Source organism: Polyangium jinanense, from assembly GCF_028435365.1.
On sequence record NZ_JAGTJJ010000033.1, the window covers coordinates 26,119 to 45,924 of the forward strand.

At 73.0% G+C, this 19,806-nt stretch carries 2 protein-coding genes (1 of these 2 only partly in view); both read right to left on the minus strand.

The features are described from left to right. Positions 1-13,635, minus strand: a complete 13,635-nt coding sequence (locus KEG57_RS35930; RefSeq protein ID WP_272427523.1) for a non-ribosomal peptide synthetase — start codon at positions 13,633-13,635, stop codon at positions 1-3. Further along, a protein-coding gene (locus KEG57_RS35935) for a type I polyketide synthase (RefSeq protein ID WP_272459279.1) crosses the window boundary here: on the minus strand, positions 13,632-19,806 show its 3' portion. 13,706 nt of this gene lie beyond the right edge of the window; the window shows 6,175 of its 19,881 coding nt (coding positions 13,707-19,881); its start codon lies beyond the right edge, outside the window — the gene reads right to left on this strand; its stop codon occupies positions 13,632-13,634. Before KEG57_RS35935 ends, KEG57_RS35930 begins: the two co-directional genes overlap by 4 nt.

Here is a 19,806-nt window from a genome sequence, read left to right on the forward strand (position 1 = left end):
TTACGACGGCGACGAGGCCGAGCTCGGCCAAGCATCGTCGCCCAGCAGCGCGAGCAATGCGCGGAGCGTTGGCGCAGGTGTGCTGATCATTCCGCGGAGCAGCTGCTCGAGGCCCGCGGCCAGCCGGCCGATGCTCTCGGAGTCAAAGCGGGCGAGGTCGTACTGGATGTAGATGTCGAGCCCCGGGCCCGGCATGCCAACCACCGCCAGCGCATAGTGGGTAGGCCCGCCGCCTGCAAATCCCAACTTCACCGTGAGCCCGCCACTGCCGGGGATGCGGAGATCGAGAGGGTAATTCTCGAACACCACCATGGTGCGAAAGAGCGGGCTCTCGGCAGGGACCGCGGCGGCTCGCTGGAGCTCGGCCAGGGAGAGGTGCTGGTGCTCGCGCGCCTCCACCTGCTCCGCCTGCAACCGGCGCAGCCACGTCCAGACGTCCTGGCGCTCGTCGATACGGGCGCGCGTCGGCAAGACGTTGATGAAGAGCCCGACCATGTCCTCGATCCCGGGAACACCGACCTCACGCCCCGAGCTCGTCGTGCCAAACAGCACGTCCTTTCGACCGGAGCTCCGGCCTAGCAGCAACGCCCACGCCCCATCGAGCATGGTGTGCAGCGTGATGCGCTCGGCATCCGCCGCGGCTCGCAGCCGGGCCGTCGTGCCTTCATCCAGCTGGATCTGGTGCACGCAAACGCCGCGTGCACCGGCCGGCTGGCTCCGCTCCATGACCAGCGGGGTCGGCGCCTCCACACCGTGCAACGCTCGGTGCCAGAACGTCCTCGAGCGCTCCAGGTCCTGTCGCTCGAGGAACCGGAGATAGCTGTCGTACGATCCCGCCACGCGTGTCCCGGCTCCGGCGACTCCCGGGGGCCGGCCTCCCCGCGCGTCCTGGTAGGCCTCGAACAGGTCACGCAGGATTACGCCGAGGCTCCACCCGTCCGTCAACACGTGGTGGGAGTCGTAAATCAGCTCGTAGCGCTCGTCGGCGGTCCGGATCAGCGTCAGCCGCATGATCGGAGCGGCGTCGAGCGGCAGCCCGCGGGCGACGAGCTCGTCGCCGAGTGCGGCGAGCCTCGCCTCTCGATCCGGCACCCCGCGCCAGTCGCGCTCGTCCCAGGGCACCGGCACGTCTCGCAGCACCACCTGGACCGGCGCCGCCAGGCCGTCCCACAAGAAACAGCTGCGCAGCAAGGGGTGCCGCCGGACGACCTGCTCCCAGGCCGACCGGAGCGCGGCGACGTCCAGCGCTCCCTCGAACGTGAGCGCCGCCTGCGTCATGTACATCCTCGACCATCCGGCGTTCAGCGTCTCGAACAGGATCTCCCGCTGCAGCGACGTGAGCGGATAGATCGCCTCGAGCTTCGAGCGCCCGGTCTCGCCGAGTCGGTCAAGCACCACGCGCAGCTCCTGGGGCAGAAGCCCGGCGAACGGGAAGTCGCTGGGCGTGAAGCCGCCGGCGCCGAGCGCCGCGCCGTGGCGGATCAGGCGCCCGAGCTCCTCGACGAGCTCGCTCGCGAGCCGCTCCACGGTCGCGGTCTCGTGAAGATCGCGGCTGTAGCCGAAGACGACCGCGAGGCGATCCCCGGCCACCACGGCGTTCACCTCGAGGACGTGGCTTCGCGTCCCACCCCCGGCCTCCCGCGGGCCCGCGCTCTCCCACGTGAGGCGAAGCCCGCCGGCGGCGTCGCGCTCGCCACCGAGGTGTCCCAGGTAGTTGAAGTTGATCTGCGGCGCCGGCCAAGGCAGCGCCGCTCCCTCGTCGTTCAGGTGGCGCAGGAGGCCATAACCGATGCCTCGCCGCGGCACCGCCCGGAGCTGCTCCTTGACCGCCACGAGCGCGGCGGCCAGGTCATCGCCGTCGGGTAGGCGGAGGCGCACCGGGAACAGCGACGTGAACCAGCCGACGGTACGGGACAGATCCACGTCGTCGAACAGCTCCTCGCGCCCGTGCCCCTCGAGATCGACCCAGACGTCGAGCGAGCCGGTCCAGCGCGCCACGGTCCGCGCGAGGGCCGTCAAGAGGACGTCCTGCACGCCGAGGTTGTACGGCCTCAGCGCGTCCGCGATCAGGGTGCGGGTCTCCTCCGGCGAGAGGGACACGACGATCTCCGCGGCCGACTCCCTGCGGTTCTGGCCGGTCGGCCGATCGACGGGGAGCGCGGTCGGCGGCGCGAGCGCCAAGATCGCGCGCTCCTCCTCGAAAGCCGCGGTGCGGGCGTACGCGGTCACGCGCTCCGCCCAGCGCTTGAACGACGTCGTCTTGGCCGGCAGCCGCACGGCCTGTCCCGCGGCGAGCTGCTGATAGGCCGTGGACAGATCCGGGATCAACACCCGCCACGAGACGGCGTCGACGACCAGGTGATGAATGACCCAGAGCAGCCGGCCCGACCGATCCGTCCCGGTCCCCGACGAGCCCAACGTGAATAGCGCGGCCCGCATCACGGGGCCGGCCGAGAGGTCGAGGCTGCCTTGCAGGCGCGCCGCGACCTGGTCCAGCGCCGCGCGCTGCGCGCCGGCCGCAAGCGACGAGAGATCCACCACCTCGAGTGCGACCTCGCCCTGCGAGGCAAGCCCCTCCTGGAGCCAGGACGATCCGCTGCGCACGAACCGCATGCGCAGCGCGTCGTGGTGCGATTGCACGTGCTCGAGGGCCTGCCGCAAGAGGTCGGAGTCCACGTCGGCAGGCGTCTCGAGGAGGAATGCCTGGTTGAAGTGGTTCGGCGCCGAGCGATCCTGCGCGAAGAACCAGCGCTGGATCGCGGTCAGCGGCACCGGGCCGGAGACCGCGCCCTGGTCCGCCGAGGCGGCCTGTGTCCCCACCGCCGCGGCGAGCTGCGCGATGGTCTGGTGCTCGAAGACCTGGGCGGCGCGGAGCGCGATCCCGAGCTCCTGCGCTTGCGAGATGACCTGGATGCTGCGGATCGAGTCCCCGCCCAGCTCGAAGAAGTTGTCGTGGATCCCGATCCGCTCGAGCCCGAGGACCTTGCACCAGACCTGGGCGAGCTTCCGCTCCGCCTCGGTCCGCGGCTCGGCCGGCTCCTCCTGCGCGCCCGGCGAGCGCTCCGGCGGCGGCAGCGCCCGCACGTCCACCTTGCCGTTGAGGGTGAGCGGTAGCGCCGGCAGCACGACGAGCGCCGCGGGCACCATGTACGGCGGCAGCACCTCGCGCAGCTCTCGGAGGAGCTCCGCGGCCAGCTCTCGATGCCGGTGGCCCAGCGCAGGATCGTCCGGCGGCGTCGGGTGGACCGGGGTCACGTAGGCCACGAGGCGAGGCGAGGCGCCCTCGGCCTCGCGCACGATCACGACGGCGTCGCGCACCTGCGAGGACGCGCGCAGCGCGCTCTCCACCGCCCCGAGCTCGATCCGGTGGCCGCGGATCTTCACCTGATGGTCCACGCGGCCGACGAACTCGAGCACCGGCGGCCGGTCATCGCCCCCGCGCAGGCGCACGAGGTCCCCGGTGCGGTAGAGCCGCCCGGTGCCGAACGGGCTCTCGATGAACTTGCGCGCCGTCAACTCGGGCCGCTTGAAGTAGCCACGCGCCACGCCCACGCCGCCCAGCCACAGCTCGCCGACCACGCCGGGCGGCGCGAGCTGGCCGAAGCGATCCACGACGTACGTCGTCAGGTTGGGGAGCGGCCTGCCGATCGACGGCGTGGCCCCGTCGGCCACGCAGCGCGTGGCGGTGGCCAGGATCGTCGCCTCGGTGGGACCGTACACGTTGATGAACCGGCGCCGGCGCCCCCAGCGCGCGACGAGCTCGGCCGTACAGCGCTCGCCTCCGACGAGGAGCGTCTGCAGCGCGGGCAGCTCGGCGTCCGGCAGCGCCGCGAGCACCGAGGGGACCAGCACGATATGCGTGATGGCCTCGCGCGCCATCAGCTCGACGAGGCCGCCCAGATGATCGCCCTCGCGGGGCGCGAGGTAGACCGCGCTGCCGGAGCAGAGCGCCGTAAATAGGTGACCGAGCGCACCGTCGAAGTTGAGCGAGAGCGCGTGCGCGTGACGCGCGCCGGGCCCGGTCTCCATGATCCGGATGAACGCCTCGATGGCGTTGACGAGCCCGCGGTGCTCGATCAGGACGCCGTTGGGCCGCCCGGTCGAGCCTGACGTGTACAAGAGGTAGGCGAGGCTCGTCGGCGTCGCGCGACGCCGCGGCCGGTAGCCGGGCTCGCCGGCGAGCTCGCGATCGATCTCGATCAATTGGGCGGGCGTCTCGGGCAGCGCGGCGCGCAGGGACGCATCGGTGAGCACCACGGGCGCGCCGGCGTCCTCGAGCAGGAACGCGAGGTGTGATCGCGGGTGCTCGGGGTCGAGGACCACGAAGGCCGCGCCGGCCTTGAGGACGCCGAGCAGGCAGGCGATCAGATCGGCCCCGCGCCGCAGGTACACGCCCACCCGCACCTCGGGCCCGACGCCGGCTTTGATCAGGCGGTGGGCAATCCGGTTGGCGCGCAGATCGAGTTCCCGGTAGCTGACGGCAGCGCCGTGGGGCCCCGCGGCCGGGTCGCACAGATCGACGAGGGCAGGCGCATCGGGGGTGCGGTCGACGTGCGCCTCGAACAGCTCGTGAATACACGCCTCGCTCGAGAACGGGGCATCGGTCCGGTTCCACTCGACCAGCAGCTTTTGGCGCTCGTCGTCGGTGAGCATCGGAAGCTCAGCGACCGAGCAGCCGGGGTCGGCGACGGCGGCCTCGAGCAGGCGCTCCAGGTGCCGGGCCAGTCGGTCGATGGTACCGGCGTCGAACAGGTCGGCGCTGTAGTGGAGATCGAGCGTGAGCTCGCCTTTGCCCTCGATCACCTCGAGGAGCAGATCGAGCTCGCTCGACGCCTGGCGCGCGTGGACGACCGAGAATCGCGCCCCGCCGGCCAGGACGGGCGCACCTGTCATGAGGTCGCCGCCCTCGGCGGGAAGCGCCTGTCCCTGGAACACGAACGCTGCCTGGAACACGGGGGCGTGGCTGGGATCACGGCTCGTGAGCAGATCCTTCACCAGCCAGGGGAACGGGTAGTCCTGCCGGTCCATCGCGGCCAGCACTCGATCGCGGGTCGCGTGCGCCAGGGACAGGAAGTCCGGCGGATCGCTCGCGTCGAGCCGCGAGCGGATGACGAGCTGGTTGACCATGTACCCGAAGGTGCCGGTGAGCTCGGCCCGGTCGCGCCGGGTCACGCCGAAGCCCACGCAGAGGTCCTCCTGGCCGGTGTAGCGGTGGAGCAAGACCTCGTAGGCCGCGAGCAGGATCGTGGCGAGGATCGTGCGCTGGCTCTGCGCGAGCCTGCGCAGCTCGTCGGTCAGCGCCGCCCCCAGGACGTGCCGCCGGGTCTCGACGAGGAACGGCCGACCCGCGGTGCGCGCACGATCGGTCGGGAGATCGAGGACCAGCGGCGCGCCCGCGAGCTCGTCGAGCCAGACGTGGCGCAGCTCGTCGGCGCGCTGCGCGAGCAGATCGCGCTGCCACCTCACGAACTGCTCGTAGGTGTGCTCGACCTTCGGCAGCGGGTCCGGCCCGCCGTCCGCGGCGTACAGCTGGACCAGCTCGCGCAGCATCACGGCCACGGACCACGCGTCGATGGCGATGTGGTGCATGCACAGCAGCAGCACGGACTCGCGCGGCCCCATCCGGTAGAGACACGCCCGGAACGCACCTTCCACGGCGAGGTCGAACGGGCGCTGCTGCACCGCGGCGGCGGCGCGCAGCACCTCGGCCACGCCCTGCCCCTCCGCGTCGATCTCGACGAGCGGGACGGCGCGATCCGCGTGGACGCGCGCGCGCGGGACGCCGTCCACCTCCGGATACGAGGTGCGCAGCGGGGCGTGCCGGTCGACGAGCGCCTGCAGCGCTCGGCGGAGCACCGGGGCATGCTCGGACTCCGACTCGATGCGCAGGGCGACGGCCACGTTGTAGCCGGCGTGGTCGGGCGCGCTGTGCTGGATGAACCAGAGCCCCTCTTGCTCGGCGGACAGCCGGTCCGCCCAGGGGTCGCCGGCCGGGGACGCCGGCGCGGCGCCGTCGTCGTGCAGGCTCGTCGGGTCCAGGTACTGCACCAGCGCCGCGATCGTCGAGCGGTTGAAGAGCTCGACGAGCGGGAACTTGAGGCCGAGCTCGTCGCGCAGCCGGCGATGGATCTGGACCATGCCGATCGAGCTTACGCCCAGATCGAAGAGCGATCGATCGAGCTCGACCGTGGCCACCCCCAACCGCTCGGCGACGATCGCGGCGATCCGCGCGGCGAGCTCGTCGCGATTGCGGGGCGGTGCCGCGGCGCGCGGCGCCTCGCCGGTCAACGCGATCTCGCTCGACTGCTCGGCGCGCGCCTGCTCCGCGGTGATCCCGCCGACCAGGAGCGCATGGACGATCTCCTGACCGGGCTCGAGCAGGGATCCGAGCGGCCCGCGCGACACGCGGCCGACAGGACACATCCCGACGCCGAGCCCGGCCGCGCGCTCCATCCAGCGCTGGCCGAGGCGACCCGCCTGATGCCGCGTCTCCGGGCCGGGCGCTCCGATCAGGAGCAGCGCCGCCGGCGCCCCCGCCGCGATCGCCTCGTTGAGAGGGAAGTCCTCGTCGGCCAGCGCCTGCGTGCCGAGCCGCTCCCAGGTCGCCGGCGCCGCGCCCGGCCGGTAGATGCCGCGCGGCAGCTCGGCGAGGTCGTGACGGACGACCAGCCAGGTGCCGAGCGGGGGCGCCTCGCTCGGCCGACACGGCTCGGCGAGCCCGAGCCGGCACAGCGGGGTCAGCCCCGGCGGCGCGACGGTCGCGGCGAGCGTGTCCGCGAGCGCGACCCCGAGCGCCGCGGCGCGCTCGATCAACAGCTCGGCCAGGTACCCGCCGTCGAGGCACGCGAGCGCCTCCGCGAGTTCGCCGTACCGCGCCTCGATGCGCCCTCGCTCGACCGCGAGGTGCACGGCGAACGGCGCCTCCGCGGCGAGTGATCCGAGCGCCACGAGGCAATGCCGCGCCCGATCGTAGCCGTAGCGCCCGCGCGCGAGCCCCGCGATCCCGTCAGGGACGTCGACGATCGCGTGGACGGCGTAGAGGCTGCCCGCCGAGGCGTAGCGATACTTCGGAAACGGATCGCGGTCGGACGCCACCGGCGCGAGCACCGCGAGGAGCCCACCGACGAGCTCGCGATCGAGCGCGCCCGCGGCGCCGGAGCGCTGGGGCGCCGTCGTCGCGATCTGGTGGAGGGCGTCGGCGCGCGGCGCCTCGCCCTCGAACGTGCGGTAGCTCTTGCGCGGCCACGGCGACGCCAGCGTCGCGGGCGGGAGGTCGAGCACCCCGCTCGCCGCGTCGAACGCGAATCCTGCCTCGAGCTTGTGCCGGGCGTGCCCCTGGCCAGGAGCCTGCGCCTTGGTGCCGGGCTCGACCTTCGCCTCGCCGAGGTCGAGCGCGGCCAGCGCCGCGCGATCCACCTTGCCGTTCGACGTCAGCGGCAGCGCGGACAGGACCTGCAACTGCGCGGGCACCATGTAGCCCGGCAGCCGCTCGGCGAGCCAACGCTGCACCGCCTCGGGGACCAGCCGCTGCTCGTCGCCCGGCTCCACGTACGCGACCAGCCGCCGCGCGTGGCGATCTCCCCGCGCATCCACGAGCGCGCGCCGAATCTGCGGATGCTGCAGCAGGTGATGCTCGATCTCGCCGAGCTCGATCCGGTAGCCGCCGATCTTCACCTGGTGGTCCTGCCGGCCGAGGAACTCGATCGTGCCCTCCGGCTGCCAGCGCCCCAGATCCCCCGTCCGGTACAGCCGCTCGCCCGTCATCGGGTGCGTCACGAACCGCTCCGCCGTCTGCACCGGATCCCCGTAGTAGCCACGCGCCAGCCCAATGCCGCCGATGTAGAGCTCACCGGCCACCCCGACCGGCCGCGGATGCAGCCGCTCGTCCAGCACGTGGAACGTCTGGTTCCGCATCGGCCGGCCGTACGGGATGCTCACCCAGCTCGGATCGACCTGATCGATCGGATACCAGATCGACCAGATCGACGCCTCGGTCGCGCCGCCCAGGCTCACCACCCGGCAGCCGGGCGCGCGCGCGCGCACGCGATCGGGCAGCGTCACCGGAATCCAGTCCCCCGAGAGCAGCGCGAGCCGCAGCGTCCCCGGCAGCGCCTCGGCGTGCTCCACCAGCATCTCGAGGAGCGCGGGCACCGAGTTCCAGATCGTCACGCCCTCGTCCCGCAGCCACGAGAGCCACCGCTCGGGATCGCGCAGCGTCCCGGGCTCGGGCAACACCAGCGTGCCCCCCGCCCCGAGCACCCCGAACACGTCCCACACCGACAGATCGAACGACATCGACGACAGCCCGAACACCCGATCCGCGGGCCCCACGGCGTACTGCTCGTTGACGTCCAGGATCGTGTTGAGCGCGCTCCGGTGCTCGATCGCGACCCCCTTCGGCCGCCCGGTCGATCCGGACGTGAAGATCACGTACGCCAGATCGGACGGCGCGCGCAGCGGCGAAAGCGGGCCGGCGTCGTGCGCCATCCACGGCTCCTCCTCGCCGATCGTGATCACCGTGATCCCCGCCGGCCACACCGCACCGGCGTGCCGCCGCTGCGTCAGCACGATGCGCACCCCGCCCTGCGCAAGCAGCTCGTCCCGCCGCGCCTCCGGCAGCTCCGCCGCGATCGGCAGGTACGCACCGCCGCCGTGCAGCACGCCGAGCGCGCCCACGACCTGCTCCCAGCCCTTGTCCATCACGATCGCGACCAGCTCGTCGCGCGCCACCTCGTGCGCGCGAAGCTCCCGGCCGAGCCGCCGCCCGAGGCTCACAAGCTCGCGATACGTGAGCCGGCGCTCGGCGTCGACCACCGCGAGTGCGTCCGGACAGCGCCCGGCCTGCGCCTCGATCAAGTCGTGGAGCAGCCCGTCCCCGGTCGCGCCGGCCGTCGCGTTGATCGCGGCGAAGCGCTCGCGCTCGCGCCGCGGGGTCGCCAAAAGGTCCGGCGCCGTCCACGCCTCGTCGCGCTCGGCCAGCGCGCGGATCAGATCGAGGTACGCGTCGATCATCACGTCGATCATCCCGGCGGGGAACAGGCCGGCGACGACGTCCCAGTTGATCTGCAGCTCGCCGCGCAGCTCGAACACCTGATGATCGAACCAGACCTGCGGCGTCTGGGCGATCCCGTACGGCTCGGAGGCGAGCTCGACGCCCGACATGACCTCATCGCCGAGCAGCTCGCCGACCCCCAGGCCGCTGGTGAACACGACTGGAAACCGCGCGGCCTTCGCACCCCGCTGGCGCGCGAGCTCGCGCATCACGTCCACGCCGCTGACCAGCGCGTGGTCCATGCTCTCGAGCAACCGGTGCTGCTGCCGGCGCGCCCGCTCGAGGAAGCTCGTGCCGCCGGTGAGGTCGACCTCGACGAGCAGCACCGACGTGAAGTCGCCCACAATTTGGCCGATCTCGGCGTGCACCGGCGGCCGGTTGAAGTACGTGAGGTTGACCGTGAAGTGCGGCGACCGGCTGTACGCCCCGAGCACCTCACTGAACGCGGCGAGCAGGACGTTCGACGGGGTCAGCCCGTGCCGCGTCGTGCGTGCCTCGAGCGCGCTCCACGTCGCGGCATCGAGCCTTCGCGCGTGGTGCTCGAAGCGCGGCACGCCGATCGCCTCGGGGGGCACCGCGAGCGGCAGCTCCGGCCCGGGCGGCAGCGTGCCCGCCCGGTCGCGCCAGTACGCCCAGTCGCGCTCGCCGCGCTCGCTGCTCCGGGCCTCCGCAGACCACCGGACACAGTCCCGGAACGTGAGCGCGAGGGGTGCGAGCTCGGTGGCCTCGTCGCTGTAACAGCGCACCACCTCCTGCAAGATCACCTGGATGCTGTGCATGTCGGCGATCAACGCATCCAGGCCGATGAACAGCCGGACCACCCCCTCGCCGAGGCGCGCCGCGCAGAGCTCGAACAGCGGCCAGCGATCCGCCGGCATCACGCGGTGCGACATCGCCTCGCGCAGCTCGAGGAGCCGCGCCTCGCTCGGCGGCTCGACGAGCTCGATCGTGAACCGCGGCACCTCGGCGAGCACAACCTGCCGGCCATCGGCGTCGATCACCGCGCGCAGCATGTCGTGGCGCGAGATCACCTTGTCGAGCGCGCGCTCGAGGCGCGCCACGTCGAGCCCGCGCAGATCGAGCTCGGCGTACGCGTGAGCCGCGACCCCGCCGAGCTCGTAGAACGAACCGCGGCCTACCCAGTACGCGAGCTGGAGCGGCGTGAGCTCGAACGGCTGATAGCGGGCGTCAGGATCGAGCTCGAGCGGCGGCAACCCCGCGATCTCGCCGGTGGCGGCCGGGAGTGGTGCGAGGTGGCTGGCGAGCGCGGCGATCGTCGGGTGCTCGAACAGCTCGACGATCGTGAGCTCGCGCCCGAGCGCCTGCTGCAACCGCGCGCGGACCCGGGTCAGGAGCAGCGAGTGTCCGCCTGCGTCGAAGAAGTTGTCGGTGAGGCCCACCGACGGGACCCCGAGGACGTCCTGCCAGATCTCGCGGATCGTCCGCTCCAGCTCGGACTCCTCCGCGGCCGGCGGCTCCGCCGCCTCGTCACGATCCACGGTCGGGGCCGGCAGGCGGAGCCGGTCCACCTTGCCGTTGGGCGACATCGGCAGCGCGGGAAGGACGACGAACGCCGACGGCACCATGAAGTCCGGCAGCGTGGCCTTCAGGTGGTCCCGCAGCGCGCGCTGCGAAGGGTTGGGCTCGCCGAGCACCACGTACGCCACGAGGCGCCGGTCGCCCGCGATGTCCTGCGGCACCACCACGCACGAGCGCACGTCCGGGTGGGCCGAGAGCGCGGCCTCGATCTCGCCGAGCTCGATCCGGTGGCCCCGGATCTTCACCTGGTGATCGGCGCGCCCGAGGAACTCGAGGGCGCCGTCAGGCCGGAAGCGGACGAGATCGCCGGTGCGGTAGAGCCGCTCGCCAGGCGAGAACGGATCGGGGACAAACCGTTCCGCCGTCAGCCCCGGGCGCCCGAGGTACCCGCGCGCGAGCCCGGCGCCGCCGATGAACAGCTCCCCCGTCACCCCCACCGGCACGGGCGCGCCGCGAGGATCGAGCACGTGGAGCCGCGTGTTGGCGATCGCCGGGCCGATCAGCACCGGTCCGTCCGTCGCGTCGAGCTTCTGCGTGCACGAGAAGATCGTCGTCTCGGTGGGCCCGTAGATGTTCCACACCGCCCCGGCACGCGCGACGAGGCGATCGCAGAGCTCCCGCGACACGGCCTCTCCACCGGCCACGAGCCGGAAGGAGGGACGGCCTTTCCAGCCCGCGTCGACCAGCATCTGCCAGGTCGCGGGCGTGGCCTGCATGAGCGTGATCGTCGACGATTCGTCGAGCCGGCGGGCGAGCGCGGCGCCGTCGAGCGCGAGCTCGCGAGGCGCGATCTCCAGCCGCGCGCCCGCCATGAGCGGCAGGAAGATGTCCAGCCCTGCGAAGTCGAACGAGATGTTGTTCACGGCGAGCAGGTGATCGGACGCCGCGATCCCGTGCCGCGCGGCCGTGGCGTGGAGCACGTTGACCATGGCCCGGTGGAGCAGCGCGACGCCCTTGGGCCTGCCGGTCGAGCCCGAGGTGTAGATGACGTTGGAGAGGTGATCCGCGGTCGCCAGCGGTGACGGCGCCGTCACCGGCCACGCCGCGATCGCGGCCGCGTCGACGTCGATCCGCACCACGCGCGCCGCGCACGCCGGCGCGGGGCGGGAGCTTCGCGCCTCGGTGAGCAACACCGAAACCCGGGCGTCGTCGATCATGAACGCCAGGCGATCGGCCGGGTACCTGGGGTCGAGCGGCACGTAAGCGCCGCCCGCCTTGAGGATCCCGAGCACGCCCACCACCATCTCCGCGGATCGCTCCACGCACAGCCCGACCAGGACCTCCGGCCCGACCCCCAGCGACCGGAGGTGGTGCGCCAGTTGGTTCGCGCGCTCGTCCAGCGCTCGATAGGTGAGCGCTCGGTCCTCGAAGACCACCGCCACGGCGTCGGGCGTCCGCGCGACCTGGGCCTCGAACAGCTCGTGGACGCAGCGATCGCGCGGGACCTCCATCGCCGTCTCGTTCCACGTCGAAAGCTCGCGCCGCTCCGCGGCGGTGAGCAGCGGCAGCTCCGAGATCCGCCGGCCGGGGTCGGCCGCGAGGCCCTCGGCCAGCACGCAGAGGTGCCCGGCCATGCGCTCGATCGCCCAGGCGTCGAAGAGATCGGTCGCGTACTCGATCGTCGCGGCGATCTGCTCGCTCTCCTCCCGCATCGTGAGGCCGAGCTCGAACTTGGCCGTGCCCTCGATGCCGCCGTCGGGCCGCTGCAGCTCCACGGTCCACGACATCCCCGGGACGGCGAGCTCCGGCAGCGGCGTGTTCTCGAACACGAAGCTGGCCCGGAACAGCGGCGTGAGATCGCGGCCGCGCTCGGCGCCGACAGCGTTCACGATCCGGTCGAAGGGCACGGCCTGGTGCTCGAGCGCGGCCCCGACGATGCCGCGCAGCCGGCGCAGCAAGGTCACGCCATCCGGATCGCCCGACAGATCGCACCGCAGCACGAGCGTGTTCGCGAAGAAGCCGAAGAGCTCGCGCAGCTCCGGCCGCTCGCGCGCCGCCGCGACCGTGCCGATCCCGAAGTCCACCTGCTGCGAGTAGCGGTGCAGCAGCGACGCCCACGCCGCGAGCAGCACCGCGTACAGCGTGCAGGACTCGCGGCGGGCCAGCTCCTTGAGGGCCGCGATCAGCTCCGCCGGGAGCGTGAACGTGTACGCGTCGCCGGCGTGGCTCGGGCCTCGCGCCGCCGTCCGCGACGTCGGGAGCTCGAGCCGCGGCAGCCCCGCGAGGGTCTGCTTCCACCACGCCGTGGACCGCTGGAGGGCCTCGCCCTGGAGCGCCTCCTCTTGCCACCGGCAGAAGTCCGTGTAGCGAACCGGCAGCGCGGGGAGGCGGGCGGGCCGCTCCGCGCGAATGCTCGCGTAGAGCTCGGCCAGATCGCGGAGCAGGACGCCGACCGACCACCCATCGGTGATGATGTGGTGCAGATCGAGGAAGAGGACGTGGTCCTCGTCGCCGAGCGCGACCAGGGTCGTTCGCACGAGCGGCCCGCGGGCGAGATCGAACGGAATCGCGGCGCGCTCGGCCGCGCACCGCGAGAGCTCCGCCTCTCGATCGCCCGCGGGGACGGCGCGCAGATCGATGACCGGCAGCTCCCAGGCGCGAGGGCCGGCGTGCGGGCCGCTGACGAGGCTCGGCCGCCCGTCCAGCTCGGGGAACGTGGCCCTCAGCATCGCGTGTCGCTCCGCGACCGCGGAAAGGCTCGCCTTGAGCGCGACGCGAGCGAGCGCGCCCTTCATGCGCAGCTCGACGTGAACGTTGTAGAGCGCGCTCCCGGGCACCAGCCGATCGAGGAACCAGAGCCGCGCCTGACCGGCCGAGACGGGGGCCGGCTCCGTCTCCGGCGCCGATGCGCGAGGGATCGGCGCTCTGGCGGGGACGTCGCCGCCTCGCAGGAAGGAGATGATCTCCATCTTGCGATCGGCGATCGCCTGCCGGAGCTCCGGCGTCAGCGCCCCCTTGGGCGCCTTGAACACCAGGTTCTCGCCGTCGACACGCAGCGCCACGCCACGGGCTTCGGCGGTGAGCAGGATCTCCTTGACGTTCACAGTATTCCCTCTTCTTGTTCGTCGTCGTCTGCCGCCGAGCTCGGCGTGCCCGGAGGTGATGCGGGCGACTGCAACTGCACCGCGACCCGGAGGCGCTCTTCGAGGAGGTGCTCCCCGATCGCCGAGGCCGTGGGATATCGCCACAGCAAGGTGGCGGAGAGCTGGATGCCGAACCGCGCCTCCAGGCGATGGCGCAGCTCGAGGCCCATCAACGAGTCCATCCCGAGGCTGGTGAGCGGCTCGTCCAGGTCGAGCCGTTCCTCCGGGATGCGCAGCACCTGCGAGACCTGCGCGCGGAGCACCGCCTGCACCAGCGCGGTCCGCTCGGCGGGTCCGGCCATCGTCAGTCGATCGAGCAGCGCGCGCTCCTCCGCGTGCGCCTCGGCGCCCTCCCGGCCGGTGGACCGGAGCCGCGACCAGAGCCGCGATGAGGCCACCGCCGGGTGGAGGTCTGCCCACCGCGACACGTCGAGCGGGACGACGCCGATCTGCGCATGGTCGCTCTCGAGCAGGCGGGCCAGCACCGCGAGGCCCTCGTCGAGGGTCAGGTTCCGGACCCCGCCGGCGGCCAGCCGCTCGCCGCGGTTCGCCTGCGCCGCCGCCAGGCCCGCCTCGGAGAACGCGCCCCAGTCGATGCTGAGCGCCGGGAGCCCGAGCGCCCGCCGGTGGTGCGAAAGCGCGTCGAGGAACGTGTTGGCCGCGGCGTAGTTGCCCTGCCCCGGCGTGCCCAGGAGCCCGGCGGCCGATGCGTACATCACGAAGAAGGACAGCGAAAGCTCGCGCGTCAGCGCGTGCAGGTGCAAGGCGCCCCGGACCTTGGACGCCATCACCGTGCGAAACCGCGCGGGCGTCTGCTGCAGGAGCAGCCCGTCGTCGAGGACGCCCGCGGCGTGGACGACGCCGCGGAGCGGCAGTCCGGACGCGTCGATCTCGCGCAGCACCCGCTCGAGCGCCGCCCGATCGGCGACGTCCGCGCGGGCCACCGTCACGCGCGCGCCCTTCGCCTCGAGCGCCGCCACGGCGGCCTGCTGCGCCGGGGTCGTCGCCCCGGATCGCCCCACCAGCACCAGGTGGCCGGCGCCCTGCTCCGCCAGCCATCCGGCGACGGAGAGCCCCAGCCCGCCCAGGCCGCCGGTCACCAGGTAGCTACCGTCTCGGCGGACGCGCGCGCCTGCCGGCAGGTCCTGCACGCGCCGTCGCTCGAGCGATCGGCGCGAAAGCCGCGCCACGTGGCGCTCGCCGCCGCGCCACGCCACCTCGTCCTCGGCGTCGTCGGCCAGGAGCTCCGCTAGCACGGCGTCGATCTCCCCCGCGGGGCGGTCCGGATCGAGGTCGACCCGGGCACAACGCAAGCGCGTGTGCTCCGCCGCGATGACGCGGCCCAGCCCCAGCGCCATCGCCTGCGCGGCTGCCACCCGATGCCGGGAGCCGCCGCCGAGCGGCTGCGCACCTCGGGTCACGAGCCACAGGCGCGGCAGGTCTCGATCGGCAGCCGCGGCCAGCGCCTTCACCGTGGCGAGCACGCTATCGCAGCCGCACGCAAGCGCCGTCTCGATCGCGTCGGTGTCGAGCTCGCCGCCCGCCTCGAGGTTGCCCAGGTGCACCACCCCCGTGGGGAGCTGCCCGCCGAACGCCGCCCCGAAAAGCGCGCGCGCACCCGCGGCGTCCTCGGGGATCGCCGCGTGCACGGCCAGGTGTCCCGCGGCCTCGAGCGCCGCGCGCGCCCTTTCGCCGAGCTCGCCTCCGCCGAGCAGGAGCCACCGGCCCGCCGCGCGTGCGGGCGCGGGCACCGCGGCGCGCTCCCAGTCGAGCTCGAGGAACCCTTCGTCCTCGGCCTCGCGCGGGCGGCGCTCCTCGGCGAGCCGCTGACTGATGAGGCCAGAGATCTCCGCGACCACGACCCCCGCGCTATCCGCGATCCGGAGGTCGAGGCTCCGCCGGCCTTCGGACACCACGCGACTCCTCGCATGACACCACAGCTCCCCCGTCGGCCGGCGCCACAGCCGCAGCGCGCCCACCTCGACCGGCACCCACGGCGCCCGCTCGCCGTCCCGCGGGCTGCCCACCTGCAGACAGGCATCCAGCAGCGCCGGGTGCAGCCGGTAGGCCGCCGGCGACCCGGCTGCCTCGGGGAGCAGGACGCGCCCGAGCGCTTCGTCCTCCCCACGCCAGAGCTCCACGAGCCCCTGGAACGCCGGACCGTACTGCACCCCCCGCGCGGCGAGCTCCGCGTAGAAGGTCGCGATCGGTGCGTCGACCTCAAGTCGAGCGCGCAGCGCCTCCAGGTCGAGCCTCGCCGGCGCCTCGGCGCGCGGGGTCCGGTTGAGCGCGCCTCGGCAGTGCACCTGCCACGAGCCGCGCTCCGCGCCCGGCACTTGGCTCGCGATCTGGAACCGCAGGCCGGCGGGCTCGCCGGTCGTCACCATCTGCACCGTCACCGCCGCGTCGTCCGAGAACGCCAGGGCGTGCGACAGCGCCACGCCGGCGAGCTCGCAGGGACCTTGGCCGACGACCTCCGCGCAGAGCGCCATCTCCAGGAACGCCGCGCCCGGGAACACGGCCACGCCATGGATCCGGTGATCGTGGAGCCACGGCAAACGCCGGGCGCTCAGGGTCGTCTCCCAGAGGCTGGTCCCTGGCTGGATCGAGAGCGTCTGACGCTCGCCCAGGAGCGGGTGGCCGCCCGCGTGGCCACGACCGCCGCGGCTCGCCTCGGAGCCGGCTTCCGCCTCGATCCAGTGCCGCTCTCGTTGCCACGCGTAGGTCGGCAACGGCACGCGCCGGTGACCGGCGTCGAACAGCCGATCCCAGGCCACGACGTGACCTCGCGCCCACAGCGCGCCCAGCGCCTCGAGCATCGCCGCGCGCTCGTCCTGGCCGCGGCGCAACGAGCCCACCGCCAGGCCCTGCCGCGCCGTCGCGTGGAGCAGCTCCTCGATCGCCGGCACCAGAATGGGATGCGGGCTCACCTCCACGAACAGCCCGTGGCCGTCCGCGAGCAGGGCCTGCACGACCTCGATGAACCGCACCGGCAGCCGCAAGTTGTCGGCCCAGTAGGAGGCCAGGAGCTCCTGTCCCTCCACCGCCGCCCCGGTCACCGTCGAACGCATCGGCACCGTCGAACGGCGCGGCGTGAGACCGGACAGGTCCGCGACCAACTCCTCGCGCAGCCCGTCCACCTGCGGGCTGTGGCTGGCCACGTCCACCTTCACGCGCCGGCAGAACACGCCCCGTGCCTCCAGCGCCGCCATCACCTCGCCCAGCGCACCCGGATCGCCTGCCACCACCGTCGAGCGTGGGCCGTTGCTCGCCGCCACGCTCAGCCGATCCTGGTATCCCGAAAGCGCCGCCTCGGCCTCGGCCGCGGGCAGCTCCACGACCGCCATCTCTCCCCGCCCGCTGATCCGCCGGAGCAGCCGGCTGCGCCGGCAGATGACCGCCGCGGCGTCCTCGAGCGACAGCGCGCCCGCCACGTGCGCGGCCGCGACCTCGCCCATGCTGTGGCCGATCACCACCGCCGGTTCGATGCCGCGCGACCGCCACAACGCGGCGAGCCCCACCTGGATCGCGAACAGGAGCGGCTGCACCACGTCGATCTGGCTCAGCTTCGAGCCCGCCTCGTCGGCGCCGAGCTCCGCAAGCACCGACCACCCCGCCTCGGCCCGGATCGCCCGATCGCACGCCATTAGCGCGTCGCGGAAGACCGGCTCCTCGGTCAGGAGCATCCGGCCCATGCCGATCCACTGCGCGCCCTGACCCGGGAACACGAACACCACGCGGCCCGGCCCGCCGGCGCCGAGGCGCCCGCGCGAGACGCCCGCCGGCGACGCGCCTCGCGCCACCGCGGACAACGACTCCGCGAGCGCCTCGCGCGCGGTCGCCACCACCGCGAGCCGATGCGGCAGCTCGCTGCGCGTGGTCGCCAGGCTGAACGCCACGTCGCCGAGCTGTAGCTCGGGATGCGCCCCGAGGTGTGCCGAAAGCCGTCCCGCCTGTGCTTCCAGCGCCGCCATGCTCCGGGCCGACAGCACCAAAAGCTCCGGCTGAGCCTTCGCTTTCGTCGGCGCCGCCGTCACGGCCGGCACCTCCGCGAGCACCACGTGCGCGTTGGTCCCGCTGATCCCGAACGAGCTCACGCCGGCCACACGGCGCCGGTCGCTGCGCCGAAAGGGCACCGCCTCGGTCGGGATCGCGAAGGGCGTGCCCTCGAACGAGATGCTCGGGTTCAGCGTCCGGAAGTGCAGGTTCTTCGGGATCACCTCGTGCTCGAGCGAGAGCACCACCTTCATCAGCCCGGCGACTCCCGCGGCGGCCTCGAGGTGCCCGAGGTTCGTCTTCACCGCGCCGAGCACGCACGGCGAGCCATCGGCCCGCGGCCCGCCGATCACCTCGCGGAGCGCGGCCGCCTCGATCGGATCGCCCAGCGGCGTCCCCGTGCCGTGCATCTCCACGTAGCCCACCTCGTCGGACGACACACGCGCGCGCGAAAGCGCCGTGCGGAGCAGCGCCTGCTGCGAGAGCACGTTGGGGGCAGTCAGGCCGGCCGATCGCCCGTCCTGGTTCACTGCCCAGCCCTCGATCACGGCGCGGATGGGGTCGCCGTCGCGCCGTGCGTCCGACAGCCGCTTGAGCACCAAAAGCCCGCAGCCCTCGCCACGGACGAAGCCGTTCGCCCGCGAGTCCAGCGTCTTGCAGCGACCATCCGGGGACAGGGCCTGGGTCCCCGCCACCAACGCCATCGTGTAGGGCGACAGCAGGAGCGTGACCCCACCCGCGATCGCCACATCGCAGTCCCCCGCGCGCAGCCCCTGGCACGCCAGCGCGATCGAGACCAGCGACGAGGAGCACGCCGTGTCCACGGAGATGCTCGGCCCCTGCAACCCGAGCGTGTACGAGATCCGGCCGCTCGCGGTGCTCAGCTGGTTGCCGAGGGCGGTGTACGCGTCGACGTCGGAGGTGCCCCGCAGGATCAACCGGTGCTGGTAGTCGAGCGAGTTGAAGCCGACGTAGACGCCCGTCGCGGTGCCCGAGAGCGCCTCCGGCCGCTGTCCGGCGTCCTCCAGCGCTTCCCACGCGATCTCGAGCAAGAGACGCTGCTGCGGATCGAGGCTCTCGGCCTCGCGCGGCGAGATGCCGAAGAACGCCGCGTCGAAGCCATCGACCCGATCGAGCAGCGCCGCGGATCGCGCCGCGGGTTTGTCGCCGGGGAGCGCCTCGGCCGGCCACCGATCGGCCGGGATCTCGCGAATCGCGTCGACGCCACGCACCAGCAGATCCCAGTAGGCGTCCGGACTGTCACCGCCCCCCGGAAACCGGCAGGCCATCCCCACGATCGCCAGCGGCTCGTGCTGGCCGCGCTCCACCACATCACCGTCCGGTGCGGGGAGCGGGGCGACCGAGGGTGCCTCGGCCGCCGGGAGGTCCAGACACGAGAGCAGGTGCTGGGCCAGCGGCGCCACCGCCGGAAACGTGAAGAACAGCGTCGGCTGGAGCCGGAGCCCCAGGCTCTTCTCGAGACGGTTGCGCATCTCGAGGCTCATCAGCGAGTCCAGGCCCAGGCTCTGGAACGGCGTGCCGCGATCGATGCGCGCCGGCGGAACGCGCAGGACCTGACCGAGCTGCTCGGTCACGTGGGCCGCGATCCGCTCCACGCGGTCCGCCGGCGGCGCCTTCGCCAGCACCTCGCGGAGCCCGGAGGGCGCGGGCCCCGCGGGGCGAGCCAGCTCGAGCGGCAGCTCGGAGAGGTAACGCGTACCCGCTGCCTGCGGCGTCGCCTCGAGCCACCGGCGCAGCGAGAGCCGGAACAGCGCCACCTCGGCGCGCGGGTGCGCGAGCACGCGGCCGAACAGCTCGGTGCCCTCCGCCGCCGTGAGGGCCCCGATGCCCCGAGCCGAGAGCCGGAGCCCGCGGCCGTCCTCGACCGCCACGCCCAGCTCCGCGAACAGGCCCCACTGGATGCTCGTCGCCGGCAACCCCTCTGCGGCGCGTGCATGAGCCAGCGCGTCGAGGAAGGCATTACACGCCGCATAGGCCGCCAACCCCGGCACGCCCAGGACCGACGCCATGGACGAGTACATCACGAAGAAGTCGAGCGGCATCTCCCGCGTCGCTTCGTGCAGGTTCCACGCGCCGAGGATCTTCGGCCTCGCGGTGGCCAGGAGCTCCACGTCC